This window comes from Pseudoalteromonas sp. SR44-8 (genome assembly GCF_014163635.1).
Lineage (GTDB): Bacteria > Pseudomonadota > Gammaproteobacteria > Enterobacterales > Alteromonadaceae > Pseudoalteromonas > Pseudoalteromonas rhizosphaerae.
On the sequence record NZ_JACJDS010000019.1, the window covers coordinates 1,260 to 23,960 of the forward strand.

At 40.6% G+C, this 22,701-nt stretch carries 24 protein-coding genes and 1 pseudogene; 11 read left to right on the forward strand and 14 right to left on the reverse strand.

Features of this window, described 5'->3' with window-relative positions:
* A pseudogene (locus H5183_RS11030) lies at positions 1 to 115 on the forward strand (elongation factor Tu); the annotation flags it as partial.
* Between the two features lie 179 nt (positions 116 to 294).
* Here the strand turns inward: H5183_RS11030 and H5183_RS11035 are convergent.
* The 3 genes from H5183_RS11035 to H5183_RS11045 all read right to left on the reverse strand — a co-directional run bounded on the left by H5183_RS11035 (position 295) and on the right by H5183_RS11045 (position 3,230).
* Positions 295 to 1,152 carry a hypothetical protein gene (locus tag H5183_RS11035; RefSeq protein ID WP_182731701.1) on the reverse strand — a complete coding sequence of 286 codons (858 nt, stop codon included), beginning with the start codon at positions 1,150 to 1,152 and terminating at the stop codon, positions 295 to 297.
* A gap of 122 nt (positions 1,153 to 1,274) precedes the next feature.
* Complete coding sequence (locus tag H5183_RS11040; RefSeq protein WP_182731702.1) at positions 1,275 to 2,201, reverse strand: alpha/beta fold hydrolase; 927 nt, start codon at positions 2,199 to 2,201, stop codon at positions 1,275 to 1,277.
* 123 nt (positions 2,202 to 2,324) lie between these two features.
* Positions 2,325 to 3,230, reverse strand: a complete 906-nt coding sequence (locus tag H5183_RS11045) for a hypothetical protein (protein WP_145242386.1) — start codon at positions 3,228 to 3,230, stop codon at positions 2,325 to 2,327.
* A gap of 221 nt (positions 3,231 to 3,451) precedes the next feature.
* Between H5183_RS11045 and H5183_RS11050 the strand changes: the two genes are divergently transcribed.
* Positions 3,452 to 4,129, forward strand: coding sequence for a hypothetical protein (locus H5183_RS11050; protein WP_182731703.1), 678 nt, complete (start codon positions 3,452 to 3,454; stop codon positions 4,127 to 4,129).
* Between the two features lie 32 nt (positions 4,130 to 4,161).
* Here H5183_RS11050 and H5183_RS11055 read toward each other — a convergent pair whose 3' ends face one another.
* The 5 genes from H5183_RS11055 to H5183_RS11075 all read right to left on the reverse strand — a co-directional run bounded on the left by H5183_RS11055 (position 4,162) and on the right by H5183_RS11075 (position 10,127).
* Complete coding sequence (locus H5183_RS11055) at positions 4,162 to 5,355, reverse strand: dipeptidase (RefSeq protein WP_182731704.1); 1,194 nt, start codon at positions 5,353 to 5,355, stop codon at positions 4,162 to 4,164.
* 59 nt (positions 5,356 to 5,414) lie between these two features.
* Positions 5,415 to 5,660 (reverse strand): YheU family protein, encoded by a 246-nt coding sequence (locus tag H5183_RS11060; RefSeq protein ID WP_145242392.1) that lies wholly within the window; start codon positions 5,658 to 5,660, stop codon positions 5,415 to 5,417.
* The gene (locus H5183_RS11065) at positions 5,657 to 6,637 is read right to left on the reverse strand and encodes a hydrolase (RefSeq protein ID WP_145242394.1); all 981 of its coding nucleotides are present in this window, start codon (positions 6,635 to 6,637) and stop codon (positions 5,657 to 5,659) included. The genes H5183_RS11060 and H5183_RS11065 overlap by 4 nt, the downstream gene beginning before the upstream one ends.
* 1,158 nt (positions 6,638 to 7,795) lie before the next feature.
* Entirely contained in the window at positions 7,796 to 8,218 is a 423-nt protein-coding gene (locus H5183_RS11070) for a TIGR02444 family protein (RefSeq protein WP_182731705.1), read from the reverse strand.
* The gene (locus tag H5183_RS11075; protein ID WP_182731706.1) at positions 8,202 to 10,127 is read right to left on the reverse strand and encodes an ATP-binding cassette domain-containing protein; all 1,926 of its coding nucleotides are present in this window, start codon (positions 10,125 to 10,127) and stop codon (positions 8,202 to 8,204) included. The genes H5183_RS11070 and H5183_RS11075 overlap by 17 nt, the downstream gene beginning before the upstream one ends.
* Before the next feature lie 143 nt (positions 10,128 to 10,270).
* Here H5183_RS11075 and H5183_RS11080 point away from each other — a divergent pair, with 143 nt between their 5' ends.
* Positions 10,271 to 10,474 (forward strand): YheV family putative zinc ribbon protein, encoded by a 204-nt coding sequence (locus H5183_RS11080; protein ID WP_182731707.1) that lies wholly within the window; start codon positions 10,271 to 10,273, stop codon positions 10,472 to 10,474.
* Positions 10,475 to 10,487: 13 nt separating this feature from the next.
* Here the strand turns inward: H5183_RS11080 and H5183_RS11085 are convergent, their stop codons facing one another.
* A complete protein-coding gene (locus tag H5183_RS11085) occupies positions 10,488 to 10,703 on the reverse strand; it encodes a SlyX family protein (RefSeq protein WP_145242400.1) in 216 nt (71 codons plus the stop codon).
* On the reverse strand, positions 10,690 to 11,688 hold the full coding sequence (locus H5183_RS11090) for a WD40 repeat domain-containing protein (protein ID WP_145242402.1): 999 nt from the start codon (positions 11,686 to 11,688) through the stop codon (positions 10,690 to 10,692). Before H5183_RS11090 ends, H5183_RS11085 begins: the two co-directional genes overlap by 14 nt.
* Before the next feature lie 202 nt (positions 11,689 to 11,890).
* Here H5183_RS11090 and fkpA point away from each other — a divergent pair, with 202 nt between their 5' ends.
* The gene (fkpA, locus tag H5183_RS11095; RefSeq protein WP_145242404.1) at positions 11,891 to 12,643 is read left to right on the forward strand and encodes an FKBP-type peptidyl-prolyl cis-trans isomerase; all 753 of its coding nucleotides are present in this window, start codon (positions 11,891 to 11,893) and stop codon (positions 12,641 to 12,643) included.
* Positions 12,644 to 12,700: 57 nt separating this feature from the next.
* Here fkpA and H5183_RS11100 read toward each other — a convergent pair whose 3' ends face one another.
* Both H5183_RS11100 and rsd read right to left on the reverse strand, forming a co-directional pair.
* Positions 12,701 to 13,750 carry an LD-carboxypeptidase gene (locus H5183_RS11100; protein ID WP_145242406.1) on the reverse strand — a complete coding sequence of 350 codons (1,050 nt, stop codon included), beginning with the start codon at positions 13,748 to 13,750 and terminating at the stop codon, positions 12,701 to 12,703.
* A gap of 176 nt (positions 13,751 to 13,926) precedes the next feature.
* Positions 13,927 to 14,394, reverse strand: a complete 468-nt coding sequence (gene rsd / locus H5183_RS11105) for a sigma D regulator (RefSeq protein ID WP_145242408.1) — start codon at positions 14,392 to 14,394, stop codon at positions 13,927 to 13,929.
* 502 nt (positions 14,395 to 14,896) lie between these two features.
* On the opposite strand from rsd, the gene hemE reads away from it, so the two are divergent.
* Entirely contained in the window at positions 14,897 to 15,961 is a 1,065-nt protein-coding gene (hemE, locus tag H5183_RS11110; RefSeq protein WP_149980407.1) for a uroporphyrinogen decarboxylase, read from the forward strand.
* Between the two features lie 85 nt (positions 15,962 to 16,046).
* Here hemE and sthA read toward each other — a convergent pair whose 3' ends face one another.
* Together sthA and H5183_RS11120 are read right to left on the reverse strand one after the other, a co-directional pair.
* Positions 16,047 to 17,474: a Si-specific NAD(P)(+) transhydrogenase gene (sthA, locus tag H5183_RS11115; protein WP_145242412.1), complete on the reverse strand. Its 1,428-nt coding sequence runs from the start codon at positions 17,472 to 17,474 to the stop codon at positions 16,047 to 16,049.
* Positions 17,475 to 17,487: 13 nt separating this feature from the next.
* The gene (locus tag H5183_RS11120) at positions 17,488 to 18,621 is read right to left on the reverse strand and encodes a fatty acid desaturase (RefSeq protein WP_145242414.1); all 1,134 of its coding nucleotides are present in this window, start codon (positions 18,619 to 18,621) and stop codon (positions 17,488 to 17,490) included.
* A gap of 126 nt (positions 18,622 to 18,747) precedes the next feature.
* Here H5183_RS11120 and fabR point away from each other — a divergent pair, with 126 nt between their 5' ends.
* From fabR to H5183_RS11145, 6 genes are all read left to right on the forward strand, one after another.
* Positions 18,748 to 19,371 carry an HTH-type transcriptional repressor FabR gene (gene fabR, locus H5183_RS11125; RefSeq protein ID WP_145242416.1) on the forward strand — a complete coding sequence of 208 codons (624 nt, stop codon included), beginning with the start codon at positions 18,748 to 18,750 and terminating at the stop codon, positions 19,369 to 19,371.
* A 106-nt stretch (positions 19,372 to 19,477) separates the two neighbouring features.
* Entirely contained in the window at positions 19,478 to 19,753 is a 276-nt protein-coding gene (locus H5183_RS21785) for a hypothetical protein (protein ID WP_259397211.1), read from the forward strand.
* A gap of 27 nt (positions 19,754 to 19,780) precedes the next feature.
* Positions 19,781 to 20,656 (forward strand): hypothetical protein, encoded by an 876-nt coding sequence (locus tag H5183_RS11130; RefSeq protein WP_259397212.1) that lies wholly within the window; start codon positions 19,781 to 19,783, stop codon positions 20,654 to 20,656.
* A 49-nt stretch (positions 20,657 to 20,705) separates the two neighbouring features.
* Positions 20,706 to 21,362 carry a peptidoglycan-binding protein gene (locus H5183_RS11135; RefSeq protein WP_182731708.1) on the forward strand — a complete coding sequence of 219 codons (657 nt, stop codon included), beginning with the start codon at positions 20,706 to 20,708 and terminating at the stop codon, positions 21,360 to 21,362.
* 1 nt (position 21,363) lies between these two features.
* A complete protein-coding gene (locus tag H5183_RS11140; RefSeq protein WP_182719727.1) occupies positions 21,364 to 21,750 on the forward strand; it encodes a hypothetical protein in 387 nt (128 codons plus the stop codon).
* A gap of 73 nt (positions 21,751 to 21,823) precedes the next feature.
* Complete coding sequence (locus H5183_RS11145) at positions 21,824 to 22,579, forward strand: hypothetical protein (RefSeq protein WP_259397216.1); 756 nt, start codon at positions 21,824 to 21,826, stop codon at positions 22,577 to 22,579.
* Positions 22,580 to 22,701: the final 122 nt, after the last annotated feature.

Sequence of the window (22,701 nt, forward strand, 5' to 3'; positions counted from 1 at the left end):
TAAGATGACTGTAAAGTTAATCTCTCCAATCGCAATGGATGAAGGTCTACGTTTCGCAATCCGCGAAGGTGGCCGTACTGTAGGTGCTGGTGTAGTAGCAACTATCGTAGAGTAATAATTAACTTATAAAGTTAATTATTAGAAAAAGGTCACTTCGGTGGCCTTTTTTAATGCCTGTAGAAAAGTAAGCGAGTTAGCGAGAGTAAAGTTAGCGAGCTGCTCGGTGTGAATTCAAACGCCATAGCTTGGGTTGAGTTTCGCTAAACCCCACCCAAGTAGGGAGTTGTCTAAAATTTATTTGTCATTTTGTTCTTTTAATTTCGAAATTAACTCAATAATGAGATTTTTGGGTGTTTCAGAATAGTTATTCACTTCCATTACTTTCAGTACATTTTCCCAGTCAGCTACCTTATTGGAATTAACTCCTTCTAAAATGGCTTTAGTGACAATTGGCAGTTCACTTAAGGCATTCTGAGAATTAAGTGAATTGATAAATTGGTCCAAGTCGCTTGCCTCATAAGTATCAACGACCATCCTTAGTGTTTTATTGTTGCGCATCTCAAAATACTCGAAACCAAAGTTATTAGTTATTACGAAAGCATTTCTATCATCTATCCTAATTGCTGCATTTGCTTTATTACCACGAGTATAAACAGATTTTGTGGTAATCATAATAGATTGCTTTATGAGGGTATTCATTTCTTCTGGCGTGGTTATATTGCAATTAACATCATCAGGTGTAACAGATAGGCTCTCTTTAATTATTTCAAAAACAGTATCCGGGAATGGTGGTGGGAATTTTTCCTCAGCGCTTTGTGAGAGTAGTGAGTTGAAAAAGAGTATTTGAGATTTAAAATCATCTTCGTCATCACCTTCATCCCGCTCCATTATGGTTAAGCTTGGGGAGTTACTGCCATAAAAAGCACTATATTCTACGTTTTCTGTAACAATAATAGGTACTTCAAAGCCATTCATTTGAATTTTTTCAATAGCCATTAATTTACTCGTAGAGTAGTCACCCCAAACTAAATTGGCATTATTTTTCGCTTTTAGGATATTTATAAGTTCATGACATTGGGCTTTATAGTCATTTGCCATTGCTATAGTAGGAAAAATAATTAGTAACTTAAGGATTAAATTGCAAAGTTTCATGTGCTTCATCTATTTTTTGATTTTTATATAGCATTAATAATGGTTGTATTTTGATCTTATATGCACTGTAACGCAACTCTGAACCTGTGGTTTTAGGTACAGTTGTTGCAGTTACTTGTCAGCTATTTGTTTTTTAACTTTTTCTGCGCGCGCTTTTGTTCTGCTTTCTTAACGTGTTTGCTGATCCACTTGGTCATTTTTACCATTAATGCTGGCGGGAAGTCATGGCCCATACCGTTTACTATCTTTAATTTAGCCTTCCTGATTTGGGCTGCGGTTTGCTTTCCAGCGGCTATTGGCATGACAGGGTCTAAACTGCCATGTATGACGAGGGTTGGGGCTTTTATTTTCGGCATTAAATGTTGCCGGCAATCACTGGCAGTAATAGCGGCAAGTTGTCGGTTAAAGCCTTGCGGGTTGTGTGCTCTATCCACTCCTAGGGTAGCTTGTTTACGCAAAGCTAGTTCATCTTGTGGATAGGCTGGGCTGCCAATTAATTGATTTAGCCTTATATTATAATGTATAGCACCATCACGACTGGCTTGGGCGCGACGATGTTTTGCAAGCTGTAAAAATAGCTTTAAATTAGACGCCGATAGCTTAGGTTTACTCGAACTTGACATAATTGAGGTTAAGCTCAAGACCTTTTTTTTATGTTTAGCTGCGATAATTTGTGCAATCATGCCGCCCATAGATGCACCGACTAAATGCGCTTTTTTGATTTTTAATTCGGCCATTAATTCTAATACATCATTTGCCATATCATCTAAGGTGTATGGGATGCGGGATTTAATAGGTAACCGTTTATTTAGCCATATTTTGAATAGGTTAGGGCTACCAAATTGTTCAAGTTGGCTTGAAAGACCAGTATCGCGGTTATCAAAACGGATGACTCTAAACCCTTTAGCTACTAAGCCAAAATAGAGTTCATCAGGCCATACTGTTAGCTGCGCTCCAAGGCCCATAATCATAATGATGACAGGCGCTGATTTTTTTCCTTTATCTTGATAGCTAATTGTAATGCCACTTTTAATTTTAATCGTGCGCATATTACGTTATGTTGATAGCTTATTTAGCGACTTATGCAAAACAGTATAGTTAAAACTCAGTAATCCTTCATGAGTAGAAATATGAATTTTTTATATCAGAATGAGAGCCGTTTTTTAATACGTTTAACCTTCAGCATGTTTTCGCAGTTCTGCTAGCATGCTTTCATTGCCAATCATTTCATCAAGTACAGAGCGGACATTATCATCACTAGTGTGCTGGTAAAGTGATAAAATATGCTGGGCAATTTGTTGGCTATTGCCATCTTCTGAGCTTTGCGATTGATAGTATTGCGATATCAATCCTTGCCCCGCTAAACGGCGAATATAATCGTTAGACTCATGCTGCAGTAGTGAAGTAAAGCGCTCAGTCAGGCGTTGATCGAGTACGGGTGCTTGAGTTATGACTTCAATGGCTTGGATTTTGAATTTCTCATCATCACTATTAGCGGCCAGCTCTAAAATATTATCGACTACCGCAAAGTCATACTCAGGTATTTTTGATTTATTCAAAATATACATATTCATTTGTAGTTGAGTTAGGGCTGCGAGTCTATCGATGTCTGTGGCATTTGGGTCGAGTATTTGCTCTCGTAATTGTGTGGTTATTTTTTTCGCATAGTCAGAGTCTGACTTTATGCGTAGTTCATAGTCTTGTGGTAAGTCGGCATAAAAACCGTAAAGTGGGTTGCTTTCACGCATTTCATCTATTTCTTGCTGTTCTTTTTCCGTCAGTACAGCAAGCACCAACTCCTTAAAGTCATCGTTATTATATTCTTGATCTATAGAAGTATTTTTTATTTTTAGGCTGGTAACTTGTCGCTGTAAAGATATTATTTTGTTATGCAATTGGGTAACTGAAAGTTCGTTGCTGTCATTATTCAGTGGCATATTAGTAACAATGATCGATGACTGTTCAGTGCTACTTTTGTCGTTAGGTAAACTCACTGATTTGAAAAATGTACCGTAACACGAGACCACAAGTGCGGCTGAGGCAAGGGCTATTGCGACTGATCCTTTACTAATAGGCATGTGGTGGAGGCTCCATATTTGAAAAGGCGTAATTTACCGCTTTTGGGGCTATAAGTCTGTTAAAAGATGTAGAAAGTTAAGTGTGCTTCAGCGTATTATAATTTATTCGCTAAGTATGATTGATAACGAAGATTAATTTTATTTTTAATTAAGCAAGGAGACTCTTCTCTTTGCAAACATCATGTTGTTTGGTCGTTGTATACAGCACGGAAAAGAAAAATATGAATATACTTAAGTGGTTTTTTATTGCGTTGTTTTTGCTCCTATCGGGGTGCGCAACAAAGCAAGAAAAGGTTAAAAAAGACAGTGTCAAAAAAGCAACCCTCAGCATCGCAGAAAATCGCAAACCGCTTGGTAAAGTTGGTGTGATTACGCTGATTGGTGATAACTTACTTTGTACGCATACAGGGGTTACGGTATTCAGCAATGAACGGCAGTTGTATGCGCTCCCTACGGATTTAAATGAGCTGCTAACGCAGCGGATAATTGCGCGCTTTGCTGGTTTTGATACCACATTAGTGCCGTTAAATAAGCAATCTATGTCGATCATTAATACTGATGTAGGCGTCTCGCGATGGAGCAACATTGAGTTTAATAATCAACAAAATGTAGACACGGTTTTGATTTTCAGTGGCGCGTTTAAATATAGATCTAAAGACGGTTATTATAAAGATGAAAATGCGCTTCATACCTATGCTGAGTTTTTTGTATATGATGTGTCTTCAGGTGATTTACTAGCTGAGTCAACGCATTACCAGTACAACTTGTTTGACGCGTTTAGCTGTACACAAAGCACCTTTGCGACAACAGGAGCGATGTATGAGTTGATTAAAATGGCAGGGTCCACGTCTCAAGAGAAATTGATAAATGAGATTTTCCAGCCATCAAAGAGTAATTAGGCCCTGAACCTCAGGACCTAATTATTTATCAATTAATGTTTTTTTGCATACTGTTCGGCTTGTTGCCATACGCGCAGCACATTGCCACTGAGGATTTTTTTGATATCTTGGTCACTGTAACCACGATCCATTAATCCTTGCACTAGGTTCGGGTAGCTAGATACATCTTTTAAGCCTACTGGCAGTGAATCGCCAACACCATCGTAATCAGAGCCGATGCCAACGTAATCGATACCAATTAGCTCTACAACGTGATCGATATGCTCAAGTACTTGCTCAAGACTCGCAAATGGATACGGGTTTTTAGCACGATACGCGGCATCAAAATCTTGACTTAATTTAGTGCCTTCTTTTTTTGCCGACTCTTTTTTACTCTTTAACTGCTTGCCCCAATCACCTGCTTTAGCGGTTACAAAGCTTGAACCAAAGTTTATTTGAATAACCCCGCCGTTCTTTTTTAGTGCTAGTAGCATATCGTCATCCATATTACGCTCAAAACCAGGCGTATATTTGCGCAGTGATGAGTGTGAGGCAATAACCGGTGTTTTAGATAGCTCCATTACTTGATAAAACGCATCATCTGAAATATGTGAAACATCAATCAGCATGCCGATATTGTTCATCTCAGTAACCAGTTTTTTACCAAATGGGCTTAGACCTTTCCATTTACGGCGAATATCATAAGATGAATCTGAAATATGGTTGCTTTGTGAATGAGCAAGGGTGATATAGCGTACACCACGATCAAAAAAGTGCTGTAGGTTTGCCATGTCACCTTCAATTGGTGAGCCGTTTTCCATCCCCATTGCTATCGACATTTTGCCTTGTTTGAACTGCTTTTTAATATCATTCGTTGAATCGGCAATAGCAAATTTGTCAGGGGCGCGCTGGGCAATTGCTTCCATACTATCAATGAGTTGATTTGCTAGCTGAAAGCTTTTACCTTTCCCTTCAAACTCCAAATGCGCAGGAATATAAATCGACATAAATGGCGCATTTAAGCCACCTTTAACTGCGCGTGGGTAGTCAAAATCACCGTCATCAGTGGCTTTAGTAACATCAGCCCATTTAGCATGAATACGGTACGGCACATCGATATGAGTATCGATTAAAATAGTGTCTTTGGTGAGTTTAATTGCTTTAGCTGATGCGCTAATGTCTGCACCTTGCACTTGGCTTGATAAAGCAAGTGCAACGGCAATAACTACTGAGCTTAGTTTTATCATTTTTAATGGCTCTTTTAGTAAAAAAGCCATTGTCTATTTTTACAACTAGGGTTACAAGTTTACTCGTTAAATTGTGTTTCACTTTGCAGTGCTTTAAATTCACCTTTAGAAATAATAGTAACTGATTCGTGCAGTTCTGAAAAAAACACCATGGCATCGCCATTTTGTAGTTGTTGTTTTACTTGCGCCACTTTACTTTCAATACTGAATTCTTGCTCACCGTAATCGGTGCCTTCACGTAGCACATAACTTTCAATTAAATTGTATAGAGTGTCTTTATCTAGTTGCTCATGGGGAATGATCATAGCTGCTCTTTTTTGACGATTTGGGTGAAGAAATCTGGCACTACATGCTCTAACCAATAAATCGGTTTAAATGGATTTTTTCCACTTATAAAGCCAACATGGCCGCCTTTTTCTGAGACTTGCAGCGTAACATGCTCACTAACATCTTGCCTACTGGGTACAGCTTTAATTGACAGCATTGGGTCGTCTTTCGCATGAACAATTAATGTGGGTGTTGTAATGTGTTTTAAATAAGGCTTAGCGCTGGCTTGTTGATAGTAATCTTCAGCACCAATAAAACCATGTAAAGGAGCTGTCAGTTTATCGTCAAACTGCCATAAATCATCAATTTCCATTAGCTGATCTGGTGTTAAATCAATCTGTTTTGTGATTTGCGGTAATTTACGCTGCATCGATTTTTTCATGCGATCGAGTAAATACTTTTGATAAATCTTAGCCAAACTTTTACGAATAACTTGGCATGATGGCGACAAATCATAAGGAGCTGAAACAACCGCCGCGCCATCAAGTAAACATTGTTCGCCTTGTTCACCTAAGTATTTGGCCAGTACGTTACCGCCGAGTGAAAAGCCAACTGCAACCATCAAGCGATCTGGAAACTGCTGCTTAAGTTGTTTTATAAAAAAATCGAGATCGCCGGTTTCGCCACTATGATATGCACGGGGTAGGCGGTTAACTTCAGTAGAACAGTTACGAAAATGCATTAAAACAACACTAAACCCCTGCTTTTTGAGGGCTTTCATCATGCCTTTTGCATAAAAGCTATTGATATTACCTTCCAGGCCATGCAATACAATTGCCAGCGGCGCGTTATCGTTTTTGGGTTGTGACCAAGCGAGCTCTAAAAAATCGCCGTCGGGAGTATCAAGCTGCTCTAATTGGTAGCGAGTATTATGAAAAGGCCGAAAAAACCGTGGCATAATGGTTTGCACATGGCGATTAGTCATCCACCAAGCTGGCTTGAAATCTGTAGACATAAGTTAAAACATGTTTAGCTAATAGAATCGCTAGTGTAACAAACTTTTAATAATAAAAAGCCCCTAATCAAATAACTTGATAGGGGCTTTGTGCGTCGTGCTTAATTCTGATTGGGTGTTTTGTCGTCATGTACTTTTTTGATAAAAAAGTACACAAAGAAAAGGCATAAACTGATCACTACTCCCAGAAAACCAAATGATAAAAATAGTACTGGGTCACTAAAAAAGTCTCTGAAGAATACGTCCATAAATGCCTCCTAATGTCTATGGATTAATGATAGAGACAGTTTGACTAGGTTGTTATGATCCAGATCAAGCTATTTTCCTAAGTTGATTAGCAGTGATACAGAAGTTGATTTGGATCAAATCAGTTAGCGAGTTTGCAAGGAGAAAGGTTAAAGTGGCAAAGCTCTAGGGAGTTTGCGGGCCATTATTAATGAAAAAACTGGAAAGCTACCAGTCTTTGCATTTTTATTTTAAACTGTATTGGTTATAAAAACTGTAATACAGGGGGAGATCTTGAGGGTTACACGGATAGTTAAATACACTTTAGTGATGGCATTTTTTTATGTAAGTTTAGGTTTCTTAACATCACAAGTTATCAATATGATTGCGAGACTAACCTTTGAAGACTTTTTCGTAATCCAGTTAATCCCCTCAGCTTTCTTATCCATATTCATGTATGGGGTTATGGCTTACAGAAGTTCAAGCCATAATTGGCAATATGCATGTGCAGTTTATGTGTTGGGGTTTTTATTTAGCACTGCGATCACTTCGTTTATTTTGCAAGAGTTGTTTATCCCGCCAACTTTAGCTTTTGAGCTACCTATTTTACTTTTAAGTACAGTTATAGGAACATTAATAGGTATCAGGTTGAGAACCAAAAATAACAACAAGCCTACAGCCGCGGAATTCAAGCGCTAAAGCACGACCTACACAAGCGCTAGTATATTTTACTGGCTTTTCTTTAAAGCGTAGCGCCTCGAAACCCTCATTGTGGATAAATCACTTTAAAATTTTGTACAAAAAAAGACAGTGAGACAGATAAAAATATATTCGCAGCTAAAGCTGGCTCCTACAGGTATGAATATCCGTGGGCAATGGTTTTAGACATGATTGCCCTAACTATATCCCAAACACAAGTTCGCACCGAGCTGCTTATAGCTTAAGCAGATACAACCTCATATTATTCGGCTCCGGATGCGTAGCTAATCTAAATTTATTTACCGCATCTATCAACATCTCTTGCTGTTGTTTTTCTAGCTTTAACTCGGCGCTGAGTAGCTCTTTACGAATTGCAGCGTAATCTGCAATCTCGGTGTGGTTGGTTTTTAAATAGCCGCGGGCGGCACGCAGCGGTTGTAATACCTGCTGATCAAATTCACTAATACATTGCTCAAGTTTGTTTAACTGAGTTTGGCTAATTGCTAGATTGAGAGAGTCTAAATAATACAGTAGCAGGCACAGGTTAACGTTTTTACCTTGCTGGTTTTGGTAATCTAACAGGCGTGCTTGCATGTCACCTTCACTGTAAAGGCGACATGCAAATTGCCAAAAATCTCTGCTATTGAGCAAGTTCATTGGCAAACGCTTGCTCTTTTTCTTCCATCTCTTCAAGGGCCATTAATAGCTCCTCTTCGATGTCATTTACTTTCGGTGTTAACGTCGCTTGTTTAGCTAGTAATTCTTTGAGTTTTGCTTTGTTGTCATCGTTATAAAGCTCGTTATCGCCAAGTGCTTGTTCGATTTCAGCTAATTCGGCAGAGTGTTTATCAAGTTGCTTTTCAAGCTTTTCGATGTGCTTTTTAAGTGGTTGTGTGGCTTTTCTAAACTCTGCTTCTAGGCGTTTTTGCTCTTTACGGTTAACGCTTGAGTTTGCTTTTGGTTCATTGTCATCTTGAGTGGTTTTTGCCGCTTCTTTATTAGCGTTAAGTAGCCATTGATAGTATTCGTCTAAGTCGTAGCCAAACTGGGTTACTTCACCGTTATCCACTAAGTAATATTCGTCGGCGGTATTTTTTAGCATGTGACGGTCATGGGAAACGGTAACCATCGCGCCTTCAAACCCTTGCAACGCCATTACTAAAGCATGACGCATTTCTAAATCAAGGTGGTTGGTTGGCTCATCGAGCAGTAATAAGTTTGGTTTTTGATAGACCAACATTGCGAGTACTAATCGGGCTTTTTCACCCCCTGAAAACGGTGCTACGGGCTCAAGGGCTTTATCACCAATAAAGGCAAAACCACCTAAAAAGTCACGCAGTGATTGCTCGGTGGCTTTAGGATTTAAACGCTGCAAATGGGTAATCGCGCTGGCTTTTAAATCTAGCGATTCCAATTGATGCTGAGCAAAGTAACCTATGTTTAAGCCCTGATGTTGGAATACTTCGCCTGCTTGCGGTTGTAAGTCGCCAGACAATAACTTTATTAAGGTTGATTTACCTGCGCCGTTACGGCCAAGTAGGGCAATGCGACTACCAGGGACTAAGTTAAGTTTAATACTATTTAAGATTGTGACATCGCCATAGCCGGCTTGAGCTTTATCGAGTGTCATCAATGGGTTTGGTAGTGCGGTAGGCTCTGCAAATTCAAAGTCAAAGGGCGAATCAGCATGAGCTGGTGCGAGCTTTTCCATACGTTCAAGCGCTTTAACGCGGCTTTGTGCTTGTTTGGCTTTACTGGCTTTGGCTTTAAAGCGGGTAATAAATTGCTCAAGGTGGGCAATTTGATCTTGTTGTTTTTCAAACATCGCTTGTTGTTGTAATAAACGCTCTGCTTTTTGGCGTTCAAATTGCGAGTAGTTGCCTTTGTAAACATTGATCTTTTGCTTGTCGATATGCCAAATTTGGTCAACTACAGCATCGAGGAATTCACGGTCATGCGATATCAACACTAAAGTACCGGTGTAAGCGCGTAAAAAACGCTCCAGCCAGTACACCGCATCTAAATCCAAGTGGTTAGTTGGCTCATCCAGTAGCAGCAAGTCGGCATCACGAATCAGCGCTTGGGCAAGGTTTAAGCGCATTCGCCAACCACCGGAAAAATCACTAACGGGGTTTTCAATTTGGTTATTTGCAAACCCTAACCCGTGAAGTAACTCGCCGGCTTTGGCTTCTATGCTATAGCCTTTAATGTGCTCAAGTTGTATGTGCACTTTGGCTTGGGTATCGCCATCATCATTTTGTTCGGCTTCGCGCAGCGCAATACGCATGGCGTAATACTCAGGATGACCTTGTAATACATAATCAATTGCGCTGATATCTAGCGCTGGCGTTTCTTGTTTTACCGAGGCGATAGACCAGTCTTTAGGGATACTGCAATTACCTGCATCAAGCTGTAGTTCAGATTTCAATAAACTAAAGAGTGTTGATTTACCGCAGCCATTGGCGCCAACTAGGCCAACTTTGTGTTCTGGAAATAATGTAGCTGAGGCATCTTTAAGGAGTGCTTTACCGCCGCGAAGTAATTCAATTTCTGAGATCTGGATCATGTAGTCTGCGCTTTACTGTGCCTTTGTGAACTTGACGCTATCATAGCACGGAAGCTGGACTATATTTCAATCGTCAGCGTATCAACTGGGTAGTTATTGGGTTAAAATGTAGCAAGTTTCTTTTCAAACTGTGGGAAAACGTAGTGAAACAGAAAAAACGATTTATTGCTGGGGCAACCTGTCCAGAGTGTAAAACCATGGATATGATGATGCTTTACAAAGAGCACGATGTAGAGAAAGTCGAATGCATTCAGTGCGGCCATAAAATGGCACAGCCAGAGCAGGCTGTTCAGGCATCAACACGCCAATTTGAACAAGTCATTGGCGTGTTTAAACCGGGCGATTAAGCGCCCGCAACCATCAATAGTGTGGCGGCGGAGGCTCTGGCGTGTCTGACATCATCATAGATGATGATTGCGACTCTTTAATTTTTTCAGCCAGTAGCTCTGTTTGGCGCTTCATTTTTGCCAACAGCTGCTGGTGCACTTTTATTTCATCATTTAAAATTTCAATCGTTTCGTCTTGAAAAGCCACTTTGGCTTCAAGTTCTGTTAAGCGATGTTCAATTGTGTTCATTTTTTTCTCGTCTAGTAAAGCGCTCAGCGATCCCACTGGAGCTTTCGGTTAACAACGCAGTATCGTTGTCAGTAAAAGCGACATCAAGTACCACTGCTGATTTTGGTCTACTGCCTTCTCGCGGTGTTACATGCCAACTTTGAATTTGTTCACCACTGGATAATTGCCATAGGTCCACTAAGCGGTTAGGTGAGCCTGTTGCCAGCAAGGTGCCTGCTTCATTAAAGCGTACCGCAGTGAAAATTCTCTGGCGGGCAATATACTGCAGTTTACTAACAAGATCACCTGTTGTCAGCTGCCATACATGTGCTTGTGTCATACTGTCTGCGGTAAATGCATAGCGACCTTGCGGATCTAAGGTCACTTGGGTGACACGACTTGGATGGTTAAAGCGATGGATCACTTGTCCGGAACGAGTATCCCAAAAGTACGCCGCATAATCATTGGAGCCACTGAGAGCAAAATTTCCGTTGGGCGATAAAGCAACTGCGTTAATTTTTTCTTGGTGGCCAAGGAACTCAATGCGTCTACCGGTCTCTAAGTCGAGGTAAACAACAACGCCATCGCTACGACCGTACAAAACACTGCGGCCTTGGTTACTAATGGCGATATCACGAATAGTGGCGGTTTTTATTTTGTAGTAGCCGGTATTTTTGCCAGTGGCAATATCCCATACTGCAAAAGTGGTTTTTTCAGCGGTAACAGCGTGGCTGTTGTCATAAGCGATAGCCACGGTATGTACTAGGCTATCGGCGTCTTGTTGCTGAAACCATTGGTATTTTAGTACTTGCTGTTGATTATCCCATAGGGCGACCCCATGGTGTATAGATGAGATCAGGCTGTATTTGCCATCATGAGATATTGCGGAGGCGAACGCGCCTCTGGCTGCATGCTCATAGCTTGCAGTGGCTTGGTCTTTTTGTTCTGAGCAGGCAATCAGCAAGGTGCAGCACAGAAGATACAAAAAAGTACGAAATATCGACATATTACAGCTATTTCCCCTTAACTCTTAGTGATTGAGAGGTTAGACTAGGGCTCGTGAAAGCCTAGGTTGTTTATCTAATTAACGTGAAAGTGAGCGTATAGCCTACAATCAGAAATTAGATAAGTAGCCTACCATGGGCCGTTAACCTTTAACTAGTAATAATACAATAAATGACATCTGCAAAGTGTGTCGGAGATTTAAAATGAAAAAGACGATTAAATTGTCATTGATTGCAGCGTCAGTTTTAGCGCTAACAGCTTGTAATCAAGAAGCAAAACAAGAACAAGCACCTGTTAAACTTGAAACTGAAGTACAACAACAAGCATACGGTATTGGTGCATCTGTTGGTAACTTTTTAAATAAAGATTTAGCTGATAAAAAAGAGTTAGGCATTGAGCTTGACCAAGCATTATTAATTCGTGGTTTTGAAGATGCCCTTGCTGGCGACGCAAAAATTGACGAAGAGAAAATTCGTGAAGTATTAACTGCACTTGATACGTCAGTACGTACTAAGCAAGAGCAACATGCCAAAGTAGAAGCTGAAAAAAGCCAAGCTGAAGGTGAAAAATACCTAGCTGATAACGCTAAGAAAGAAGGCGTAACAGTAACTGAATCAGGCCTACAGTACGAAGTGATCACTCAAGGTGATGGTGAAATGCCAGTAGCAACTGACGTAGTTAAAGTACACTACAAAGGCACACTACTTGACGGTACTGAATTTGATAGTTCGTATGCTCGTAACGAACCAACGACTTTCCCACTTAACCGCGTAATCGCTGGTTGGACTGAAGGTTTACAACTTATGCCTGTAGGTTCTAAGTATAAGTTTACTATTCCAGCAGAACTAGCATACGGCGATCGTGACTTAGGTAAGATCCCAGCTAACTCAACACTTGTTTTTGAAGTTGAATTACTTGAAATTCAAAATGAAGAGCAAGCAGCAGCTGCAGAGTAATTATTTATTCTGTGCGAGAAGGGGGGCTAATTAGCCCCTTTTTTTGTTGCTAAAATCTTAGCTAAAGGCGGTTTCTTTCATAGTCAACGTACCTGTATCAGCATTGAGTTCGATTTGCGTACCGACCGGTAATATGAACTGTCGTTTTATATGGCCAATCATCGCCCCTCGGTAGGCAGGGATAGCCAGCGGTTTTATATAATCTGCAAAAATTTCATCTAGCGTCAATGAGCCATAGCCATTTCCCGGGCTGCAATCGTTACAGTCACCAAATACAAACCCCGCTATTTTGTCCAGTGCACCCATTAGTTTTAAAGTGCTGAGCATGCGGTCAATCCGATAAGGTGCTTCATCAATGTCTTCTAAAAATAAAATAGCCCCGTCAAATTGTGGTAAATAAGTTGAGCCAGCCAGCGCTGTTAGTACAGTTAAATTACCGCCGATAAGTTGTCCAGTCGCTTTACCTGGTGTGATGGTTTGGGTGAGGTATTGGCTATTAACCAATTCATCCTCGGCTTTTGGCAAGTTGCTAAAGTGCATGCGGGTTTGTTGCTCAAACATTTGTTTAAATTGTTTAACATGAAATGGATTCCAATCACTAGAGGCGTTAGGTCCATGAAAACTAACAATACCCGCCTTAGCTAGTAACGCGTTATGAAGTGCGGTGATATCTGAGTAGCCCATCAGCGGTTTGGCGTTAGCACGGATCATTGCATAATCCAGCAGGGGTAAAATACGTGCCGCCCCAGAGCCACCTCGTAAGCAAAAAATAGCATCAACACTGCTGTCGTTAAACAGCGCATTAAGATCGTCTGCACGTTGTGTATCAGTGCCCGCAAGGTGGCCACGTCTAGCCATAATATTAGGTGCTAACTTAGCATTATAGCCAAGCGCTTCAATTACTTGCTTAGCTAAAATAATGTCTTTTTGATTTGCTGTTGCTGCTGATGGGCTAGCTACACCAATTGTGCCTCTGCTTGGTAAGGCGTTCGGCTTTTTTAAACTTAGTGCAGTTTGACTTGATAGGTTAGCTGCTTGAGCGCTATTGCCTGCGAGTAACCCTGCACTGAGGAGTGATACAGATTTCAAAAATGTACGTTTATTCATGGCGAGCCTGTGTAGTTTTAATGCACAATAAGGCTATAATTACATCATTGAAATATAAATTTCAATTTTATGGGGTGTTCTGGGAATATTAAATTTATAGATGGGTGAGAAAAGACTTAAAGTAAACAGCAAACAAGGAGCTTAGCTCCTTGTAACGTAATAATTGTGTGTATTATCTAGGTGTGATTAGAATATAAATTATCAATCAACTCATCTTCTAACTCAAAACGCAGCTCAAGTGTTTCACCAAGTTTTGATAAGTCGTCATCAAAATCATTGAGTAAATCTTCTTTATCCACCTCTGCATATTTATCATTAAAATCAAGTGCAATGTCAGTAGTTTGCGAAATTCGTGGATAAAGTTCATTGGCAAGCTGCTGGCTGTTAGGGCCTTTTTGCTCACATGCCTTGGCAATGTCGTCATACACTTCAAAGTGACCAGCAGATAAATAATCCATCAATAGTTGGCAAAAATTTTGGATCTGTAATTGGTCAGGTAAGGCATGGTCTTTTTTATCATACGGTGAAAAGCCAGCAATACGACAATATAAAACTAATAGTTCTTGGCGTTCTGAGAGCCATTTGTCGATCACGGTGTGGCTACCACCCCATTTTTGTTGAGCTTTTTCCAAACGCGTCAGCATTATCATTCTCCTTAGCTGGGTTGGTTTCTTCTATAACAATGAAATATGCCGCAAAGATCAACACATTTTTTTTATAATTTTGTAATAAAACAAGAACTATATGATATATAAACAGTTTTTTTAATAAAATACAAATCGTTTATATTGTTTCAGGCAAGAAAAAACCACCATAAAGGTGGTTAATTTCTTTTTCCATGACTTGTTTAAACAAGCTTTCTTATTGTTATTAGAAGATTTTTATTTTTATTGTTATGTAATTTTTATTGTTTTTATTGTTAACGCGGGACAAGTTATACCAAGGTTTTTACTATGTTGCAAACATATTAATAAAAAATTTCAAATGTTATTGTTTGTTGTATTAATTTTGTACCAAGCAAGCATCTTAAAATAGATTATTAATCTGTATCAATACTAAGGTTAATTAGTGCCATAGCGATAGAGAGGTGTGCGATATGGTGATACAATCTGCACAATATCTATCAGCTTTAGGATCCTTTACGCTATGAGCGAATTAAAAAACGACCGTTATTTACGTGCACTACAAAAACAGCCAGTTGATGTGACTCCGGTATGGATGATGCGCCAAGCAGGGCGTTACTTACCAGAATACCGCGCAACTCGTGCACAAGCGGGCGATTTTATGAGCCTGTGTAAAAATGCTGAGCTCGCTTGTGAAGTAACATTACAGCCGCTGCGTCGTTACCCATTAGATGCCGCTATTTTATTTAGTGATATTTTAACGATTCCAGATGCGATGGGCTTAGGTTTGTATTTTGAAACCGGTGAAGGTCCTAAATTTGAGCGTCCAATTTCATCACTTGCTGATGTACAAAAAATTCCAAAGCTCGATCCAACAGATGAGCTTGGTTATGTTATGAATGCCGTAAGCACGATCCGTCGTGAACTAAAAGGCGAAGTACCGCTAATTGGTTTCTCGGGTTCACCTTGGACACTTGCTACTTATATGGTTGAAGGCGGGAGCAGCAAGACCTTTGGTAAAATCAAAAAAATGGCGTTTGCTGAGCCAAAAACACTGCATTTGTTACTTGATAAGCTTGCTGATTCAGTGATCGATTATTTAAATGCACAAATTAAAGCCGGTGCGCAGTCTCTAATGGTGTTTGACTCATGGGGCGGTGTATTGAGCCCGCGTGATTATAAAGAGTTCTCATTGCAGTACATGCACAAAATCGTTGATGGTTTAATTCGTGAATACGATGGCCGCAAAGTGCCCGTTACGTTATTTACTAAAAATGGCGGTCAATGGATTGAAGCGATAGCAGCAACGGGTTGTGATGCAATTGGTCTCGATTGGACAATTAATATTAGCGATGCTAAGCGCCGTGTCGGCGACAAAGTAGCTCTGCAAGGTAATATGGATCCATCAATGTTACATGGCACACCAGATCGTATTCGCCAAGAAGTAGCGACTATCCTTGAAGATTTTGGCACAGGTGAAGGTCATGTATTTAACTTAGGCCATGGTATTACGCCTGATGTTGATCCTGAAAACGCGGGTGTATTTATTAATGCCGTACATGAGTTTAGTGCGCAATATCATAAGTAACTGCAGCTGTAACAAACACTGTCATTTATAATCAAAAAAGCCCGCTTATCAGTAAGCGGGCTTTTTATTAGCTGTCTCAACGTGTTTATTTAAACAGTCGATTCAAACCATTTAACGCCGCAACACGATAGGCTTCAGCCATAGTTGGGTAGTTAAAGGTGGTATTTACAAAGTAATCAATATTATTGCCGCCATTTTTTTGTTCCATAATGGCTTGGCCAATGTGCACGATTTCAGAGGCACGCTCGCCAAAACAATGCACACCCAGTACTTCTTTGGTTTCAGTGTGGAATAATATTTTTAAACTACCCACTTCGGTACCAGCAATCTGTGCTCGCGCTAAATGTTTAAATTGAGCTCTGCCGACTTCATAAGGGATTTTCGCGGCGGTTAACTGCTGCTCTGTTTTACCTACTGAGCTCATTTCAGGGATGGTATAAATACCTGCCGGAATATCAATAATTAGTTTTTCATCGCAATTACCACAGGCAATTGCATCGGCAGCAATTCGACCCTGATCAAACGCTGCACTAGCAAGACTTGGGTAGCCAATGACATCACCAACGGCATAAATGTTATCGACCTCGGTTTGGTAAGTTTCATTAACTTTTAACTGCCCGCGGCCATCAGCTTTTAAGCCAACCGCTTCAAGGTTAAGTCCGTCAGTGTTGCCGGTGCGACCATTGGCAAATAAAATACAGTCAGCTTTAACGCGTTTTCCTGATTTTAAATGCATAACAACGCAATCATCACGGGTTTCAATGCGGTCAAACTCTTCGTTATGGCGGATCACAATGCCGCTATTCCAAAAGTGATAGCTTAAAGCATCTGAGATTTCAGCATCCATAAAGGCGAGTAAGCGGTCGCGAGTATTAACTAAATCGACTTTTGCACCTAAACCTTTAAAAATAGACGCATACTCACAACCAATGACACCAGCGCCGTAAATAAGCACACGATGAGGGTCATGCTCTAGGCCTAAAATAGTATCGCTGTCGTAAATACGAGAATGGGTAAAGTCGACTTCAGGTGGGCGATAAGGGCGAGAACCTGTAGCAATAACAATGGTTTTAGCAGTTAGTCGTTCGGTTGACCCATCAAGACGTTTAATTTCAATTGTGTGCTTATCAACAAAGCTAGCATCACCTTGAAACATATGAATGCGATTACGATCGTAAAAGCTACTGCGTAAATTTGATTGCTTAGAAATAACCGAGCTGGCGTGGCGCAAAATATCAGGAAACGTTAACCTACTAGGGCGCTCACCCACATTAAACAATGGGTTTGCTTTGTATTCTATGTAGCGGCTAACAGAGTGACGTAGTGCTTTTGAAGGGATAGTACCCCAATGTACGCAACCACCACCAACGGCAGCTTGGCGTTCGATAACGGCCACTTTTTTGTTGCTTTTAGACAGGTTCATGGCGGTACCTTCACCGCCAGGACCTGTGCCTATAATAATTGCATCATATTGAAATGATGGTTGTTCTTGCTTTACTTGTTGTTTGGCCACAGCCACTCCTACATTAACTAAAAGAGGCTTTTAATAACCTCGCATTGAGTGCAAGCCACGCCTGCTTTTGATTTTCCCAGGCTGCTTCCAACTCATGATATTGTGTCATTAAAGCTGATTTTTCGCATTGTTGCAGCATGTTATTCTTTTTAACTTCTAAAACTTGCTTTTTTAGTGCGCAAAAGTGTTGTAGCTTTTTCAGCAATAAATCGTACTCTTGCTGCAATAATGTAAGCTTATCTTGCGCTAAAGGCAATTTCGCTAAACGGTTTTGCGTTCTATTCATTAACGTTTCGGCTTTGGCTTTTTCGATGCGCTCAACCGGCGTACGTTTTAATTTTTTAGCAAGTCCAACAGCCGCAAAAGCGCGGATCATCCATTTTGTGGGATCATAATGAAACCATTTTATGCCATTGCGATAATCACTGGCAAAAATATGATGAAAGTTATGGTAACCCTCGCCATAAGTAAACAAGGCTAGTACCCCGTTATCACGAGCAGTGTTTTTTTCGGTGTAAGGTCGAGAGCCCCAGATATGCGCCACCGAATTAATAAAAAAGGTGAAATGCTGGCTCAATACCAAACGCAACAATCCAGCTAACAACAGCATGCCAATTACATCACCAATTATTAAACCCAGCAGAGCAGGGATACCAATATTAGTTGCTAATACTAATTTCATATAATGACGGTGTTGCCACATCACTATTTTATTGCGTTGTAAATCACGACAATTACTATAATCACCATAACTGTCGCCTTGGTAATCGCGTAACATCCAACCTATGTGGCTATACCAAAAGCCATTAGTTGCTGCATAAGGGTCTTTTACAGGGTCATCAACTTGGCCATGATGAACGCGGTGATCGCTGCTCCAGTGCAGCGCACTATTTTGTAGTGCAAAAGCACCACCTAAAGCAAAAAAGGCTTCTACAACAGGATGAGCGTCGTAAGTTTTATGGGCCCATAAGCGATGGTAGCCTGCGGTAATTGACATACCAGCATAAAACATACAAGCAACAAATGCGATCCAATGACTACTGGTAAAGCCATGGGTAAACCCATACCAAGGCACTAATGTGGCAGCAGCCAAAAAAGTAATACTAAAAAATAGGACATTGGTCCAAATAATCGGTGGTTTTTTCATCTTTTCAAATCTGAGCGTACACTTGTAAGCTAAAATAATATTTCATTCTCTTGCCGTCAAGTATTAGACTGGAGAATTAAGATAAAAATCACCATAAATTGATTTAAATTAAATCAGGAGTAGTTCATGTCGGGTGTTCGCGCGCAACAGAAACAAAAAACACGACAAGCTTTAATTGAAGCGGCATTTAACCAATTAAGCGCCGATCATAGCTTTTCTAATTTAAGTTTACGTGAAGTTGCCCGTGAAGCAGGTATAGCACCAACCTCATTTTACCGCCACTTTAAAGACATGAATGAACTGGGTTTAACCATGGTCGATGAAGCCGGTTTAACGCTGCGCCAGCTAATGCGCCAAGCGCGCCGCCGTATAGCCAGTGGCGGTAGCATTATCACCACCTCGATTGTTACTTTTATGGAGTTTATTGATAACTCCAGTAATCAATTCAGATTATTACTGCGTGAACGCTCCGGCACCTCTAAAGCATTTCGTGCCGCTGTAGCCCGTGAAATTAAACACTTTATTTTAGAGCTTGCTCATTATCTTGAAAGCGAAACCCCGTGCGATGCAACTCATGCGTATATTCAAGCAGAGGCTATGGTCACGCTAGTATTTAATGCCGGTGCTGAAGCATTAGACATAGAAGGGCAACAACGAGAAGAGTTAGTCGATCGTTTAATTTGGCAATTACGTTATATAACGCGTGGCGCTAGTAATTATGTGCGAGAGAATAAAAACACGAGTGAATAATCAGCATAAATGCTTGTAGATTTTTTGTTCCTATTTCTTTATTATTGCAAGCTAAAGTTTATACTCAGAAAATTAAATCTCTGCATTAGAGAAAGCGAGGATGCACATGCTCACCAAGGACGCGGTGAACTTTCAACACGCCCATATTTTTGATGAAATAAAAGATGAAGCAACCGAACCTGTTGTAACGTTTGCGTACGTCAGGCGAGCTGAATTCTTTTTATTACCGAAAAAACTACAATGGCTTATTCAAGATAATCAGTATGGTGTAATTGATAAACGCCAAGCCGCACGGCTACGTGATGATCCCCGCAGCCAATTTTGGGCAAATGAAAAAACATGGCGAAAAGTCAGCTACAACACCTATAAAAATACCGCGTAAGGCTTAGCTGTTTATCCAAAAGATCCTGTGAGTACCACTAAGTTTTCGTCATCCGGTGGAGCTAATGCCACACCTGATTATTCGGCTTCGGAGCATTTTTTAAGTGACTCCAACCAAGCAAACTTCTTAGCAAATCCAGCGCTACTCAATAGCCAGTATGGCGAAGGCCAAGCAAAGTATATTGCGCAATCAATGCAGCAAAATAGCCGTGCTTTAAAGCCAACAGTTGTTGAAGTTCACTTACCCGCAGTATGTATATATAAGCCTATTTTGCAAAGTACTGTATTGCTAAAAGCGTCGCATCAAGTTAGGCAAAATTTTTCAAACCATCTTTTACAAGCAAGTGAAACTGTAGAGCAGCTCGCCGAGCAATATACCGGCTATAAAAATGCCAATTTGATTTACGACTACAACCTAGGCTTTAGTAATCGCAAACCAGCCAAACCCGGCACTAGCTTACGCGTGCCCGATGGCTGGAAGCTCAATATTGAAGGCTCAAGCAGCAACAGCCGCAGCGTGGTTATTAAGTGGCAAGGGCCAACCAGCGGGCAAGTAACCTTGCAACTCGATAAAAAACGCCCTGACGAAGTCTCATTTTGGCAGCATTTTTTTGCTGTAAAGCCCGGACTTTATAACGTTATTGTCACTGCCAGCGGCGCAGTAGATACCACTACCTTTACCGTTGAACAGCCCGCGTTAGGCTACGAAATTGAATTGCGTGATGAAGCCGGCGAGCCGCAAGCGAATATGGGGTACAAAATTCGCTTACGTAACGGCCATGTTATCACCGGACAGCTCGATAAAAACGGCTACGCCAACGTATCAGGCCCTGATTTTGAAAACGCCAAAGTCAGCTTTTTTGAACTCGCCGATCACGATTGGTCAGTAGGCAACATCACCTAAACGTAGACTTGCTCTGGCGATATTTATATTTAGGGATAAGGATATTTCAATGACACAACAACACACCGTCGCACAAGGCGAAACTCTGCTACGCATAGCACGCCAATATGGTTATAAAACCTCAACCGCCTTGTATAACCACCCAAGCAATGCTGAATTTAGAGCGCTGCGCCCTGATCCAAACTTAATTTACCCGGGCGATAAAATTACCATACCACCTAAAAAAGAAAAGTTTATGCCGCTGCGCGCCAATAGCCTAAATACGTTTGTTGTACAAAACGAAAAAGAATATTTTCGCCTGCAAATAATTCATGAAGATGGTGATGACATCACTGGCAAACGTATTGTACTCAACATCGGCAACCAAACTATCGACACCGTTTTACCGAGTGACGGCTTAGTTGAAGTTGAGCTAAATGAAAACGACACGCTCACCGCTCAGGTTGATTTATATCTCAAGGAAGATCAAAGCTCACCCAGTGAAAGTTTTACCGCACAAGTTGGTCATTTAGACCCCATCGATACCCTTTCAGGCGTACAAGCTCGCTGTAATTTACTGGGCTTTGACTGTGGCACAGTTGATGGCGTTAACGGCGCAAAAACTAAAGCCGGTGTGAGGGATTTTCAATACGAGCACGACCTTGAAGTAGATGGAATTGCAGGGAAGAAAACCAAAGCAAAATTACAGCAAGTATTTGGGAGCTAATATGAGTGTTTCACAGTGCATGCCAATGCAAGTTAATAATAGAAATAAAAAGTATATTACAGAGCCAAAAATCACCTTTGCATACCAGTTAAATTTAACTAAATCATCGGCTAAACCAATAAACCCGCTCAATGAGAAAGTTATTCTTGAGCATGTTGAAAGCTGTTGGCGCCAAGAATGCTCTGTCGGTGATCGACGTATTGTAGATACAGATTGGGTTCGGCTCACGTTTAAAAAAATTCCCACCGAAGGTACTTTTAATTTAATACAAGATCCAGATGACGGGGCTGAGCCTTTTTATATCTTTGAACGAGTGCCTTATACACAGTTGAGTGGTCAAACACCGCAAGCAGAATTAATGCCAAGCATTAATATAGATGATGAATGAATTTATTATAAATAACATAGATTTATAAGATAAATCTATTAATGAATTCACACCGCATATACTAGGATTACCCATGTCATTAATCTCAGAAAACACAGCCCGTTTTAAACCACTTTTACACAGCATAACGAATATAAAGGCGTTTAGTAAAAGCGCGCGAAGCAGCGTAATGATATTGCTAAGTATTACTATGTTGCTATTAACTGGCTGTGGTGAGGAGCCTAATCCACCTGCTAAACAAGTTGTTGAAGAACAGCCCAGCCGATTTAGTAAAGACAAATTGGCGTATCGTCATAAATACCACCCTGAGTGGCCAAAAGAGGTACGTAATGAGGTGTATGGCGATAAAGAAACGTTTTCAACCCCGCGTATTTTATTTAAAGCCGACATAGAGTGGACGGGGCAAACTACATTATTTTCTGCGCGCATGGATCTCTCTGATAGGCGCCGGATTATTCCCGAAACTGCATTTGAAGATAAATGGATGGTTGGGCTACATAAACCTGAGCGCTCGCCAGATAACCGGTACATTGCCTTATCCATGGATACAACAGAGCACGGTTTCACCCGCGAGCTGTGGGATACCAAAACCCAACAGTTTATTTTTATGAGTAAAGGCCATGGTTATGCTCATTTTAATTGGACTAAAGACAGTGAAAATGTGATTTTTTACGCCAGTGGTAAACATTATAATTACCACGTACCCACTAAAACACTTACTGAGCGGCCAATTATTTACTCTAATGGCTTGTATTTATTGCCAGATGGCAAAACCTTTTTAGCACATAAAAAAATGAGTATTGGTTACATGACTTTAATGGCGACGTGATAGAAAAGGTTGATTTAGGTTTTAACACTCAATTTACGATGAAGTATTTAAAAGTATCCCCTTTTGGCGATTATATTTATTTTGTATCGGAGGGGCTTGGAGCAGCGCAAAATTATTGGATT

What these genes read in the sequence shown, in the direction of transcription:
- hemE (WP_149980407.1), top strand. Translation starts at nt 14,897, where the DNA reads ATGAGCGAATTAAAAAACGACCGTTATTTACGTGCACTACAAAAACAG.
- H5183_RS11085 (WP_145242400.1), bottom strand. Translation starts at nt 10,703, where the DNA reads ATGAACACAATTGAACATCGCTTAACAGAACTTGAAGCCAAAGTGGCT.
- H5183_RS11100 (WP_145242406.1), bottom strand. Translation starts at nt 13,750, where the DNA reads ATGAATAAACGTACATTTTTGAAATCTGTATCACTCCTCAGTGCAGGG.
- H5183_RS11070 (WP_182731705.1), bottom strand. Translation starts at nt 8,218, where the DNA reads ATGAACTTGCTCAATAGCAGAGATTTTTGGCAATTTGCATGTCGCCTT.
- fabR (WP_145242416.1), top strand. Translation starts at nt 18,748, where the DNA reads ATGTCGGGTGTTCGCGCGCAACAGAAACAAAAAACACGACAAGCTTTA.
- H5183_RS11135 (WP_182731708.1), top strand. Translation starts at nt 20,706, where the DNA reads ATGACACAACAACACACCGTCGCACAAGGCGAAACTCTGCTACGCATA.
- H5183_RS11050 (WP_182731703.1), top strand. Translation starts at nt 3,452, where the DNA reads ATGAATATACTTAAGTGGTTTTTTATTGCGTTGTTTTTGCTCCTATCG.
- H5183_RS11060 (WP_145242392.1), bottom strand. Translation starts at nt 5,660, where the DNA reads ATGATCATTCCCCATGAGCAACTAGATAAAGACACTCTATACAATTTA.
- H5183_RS11140 (WP_182719727.1), top strand. Translation starts at nt 21,364, where the DNA reads ATGAGTGTTTCACAGTGCATGCCAATGCAAGTTAATAATAGAAATAAA.
- H5183_RS11090 (WP_145242402.1), bottom strand. Translation starts at nt 11,688, where the DNA reads ATGTCGATATTTCGTACTTTTTTGTATCTTCTGTGCTGCACCTTGCTG.
- H5183_RS11065 (WP_145242394.1), bottom strand. Translation starts at nt 6,637, where the DNA reads ATGTCTACAGATTTCAAGCCAGCTTGGTGGATGACTAATCGCCATGTG.
- H5183_RS11075 (WP_182731706.1), bottom strand. Translation starts at nt 10,127, where the DNA reads ATGATCCAGATCTCAGAAATTGAATTACTTCGCGGCGGTAAAGCACTC.
- H5183_RS11040 (WP_182731702.1), bottom strand. Translation starts at nt 2,201, where the DNA reads ATGCGCACGATTAAAATTAAAAGTGGCATTACAATTAGCTATCAAGAT.
- rsd (WP_145242408.1), bottom strand. Translation starts at nt 14,394, where the DNA reads ATGCTGACGCGTTTGGAAAAAGCTCAACAAAAATGGGGTGGTAGCCAC.
- H5183_RS21785 (WP_259397211.1), top strand. Translation starts at nt 19,478, where the DNA reads ATGCTCACCAAGGACGCGGTGAACTTTCAACACGCCCATATTTTTGAT.
- fkpA (WP_145242404.1), top strand. Translation starts at nt 11,891, where the DNA reads ATGAAAAAGACGATTAAATTGTCATTGATTGCAGCGTCAGTTTTAGCG.
- H5183_RS11145 (WP_259397216.1), top strand. Translation starts at nt 21,824, where the DNA reads ATGTCATTAATCTCAGAAAACACAGCCCGTTTTAAACCACTTTTACAC.
- H5183_RS11055 (WP_182731704.1), bottom strand. Translation starts at nt 5,355, where the DNA reads ATGATAAAACTAAGCTCAGTAGTTATTGCCGTTGCACTTGCTTTATCA.
- H5183_RS11045 (WP_145242386.1), bottom strand. Translation starts at nt 3,230, where the DNA reads ATGCCTATTAGTAAAGGATCAGTCGCAATAGCCCTTGCCTCAGCCGCA.
- H5183_RS11120 (WP_145242414.1), bottom strand. Translation starts at nt 18,621, where the DNA reads ATGAAAAAACCACCGATTATTTGGACCAATGTCCTATTTTTTAGTATT.
- H5183_RS11035 (WP_182731701.1), bottom strand. Translation starts at nt 1,152, where the DNA reads ATGAAACTTTGCAATTTAATCCTTAAGTTACTAATTATTTTTCCTACT.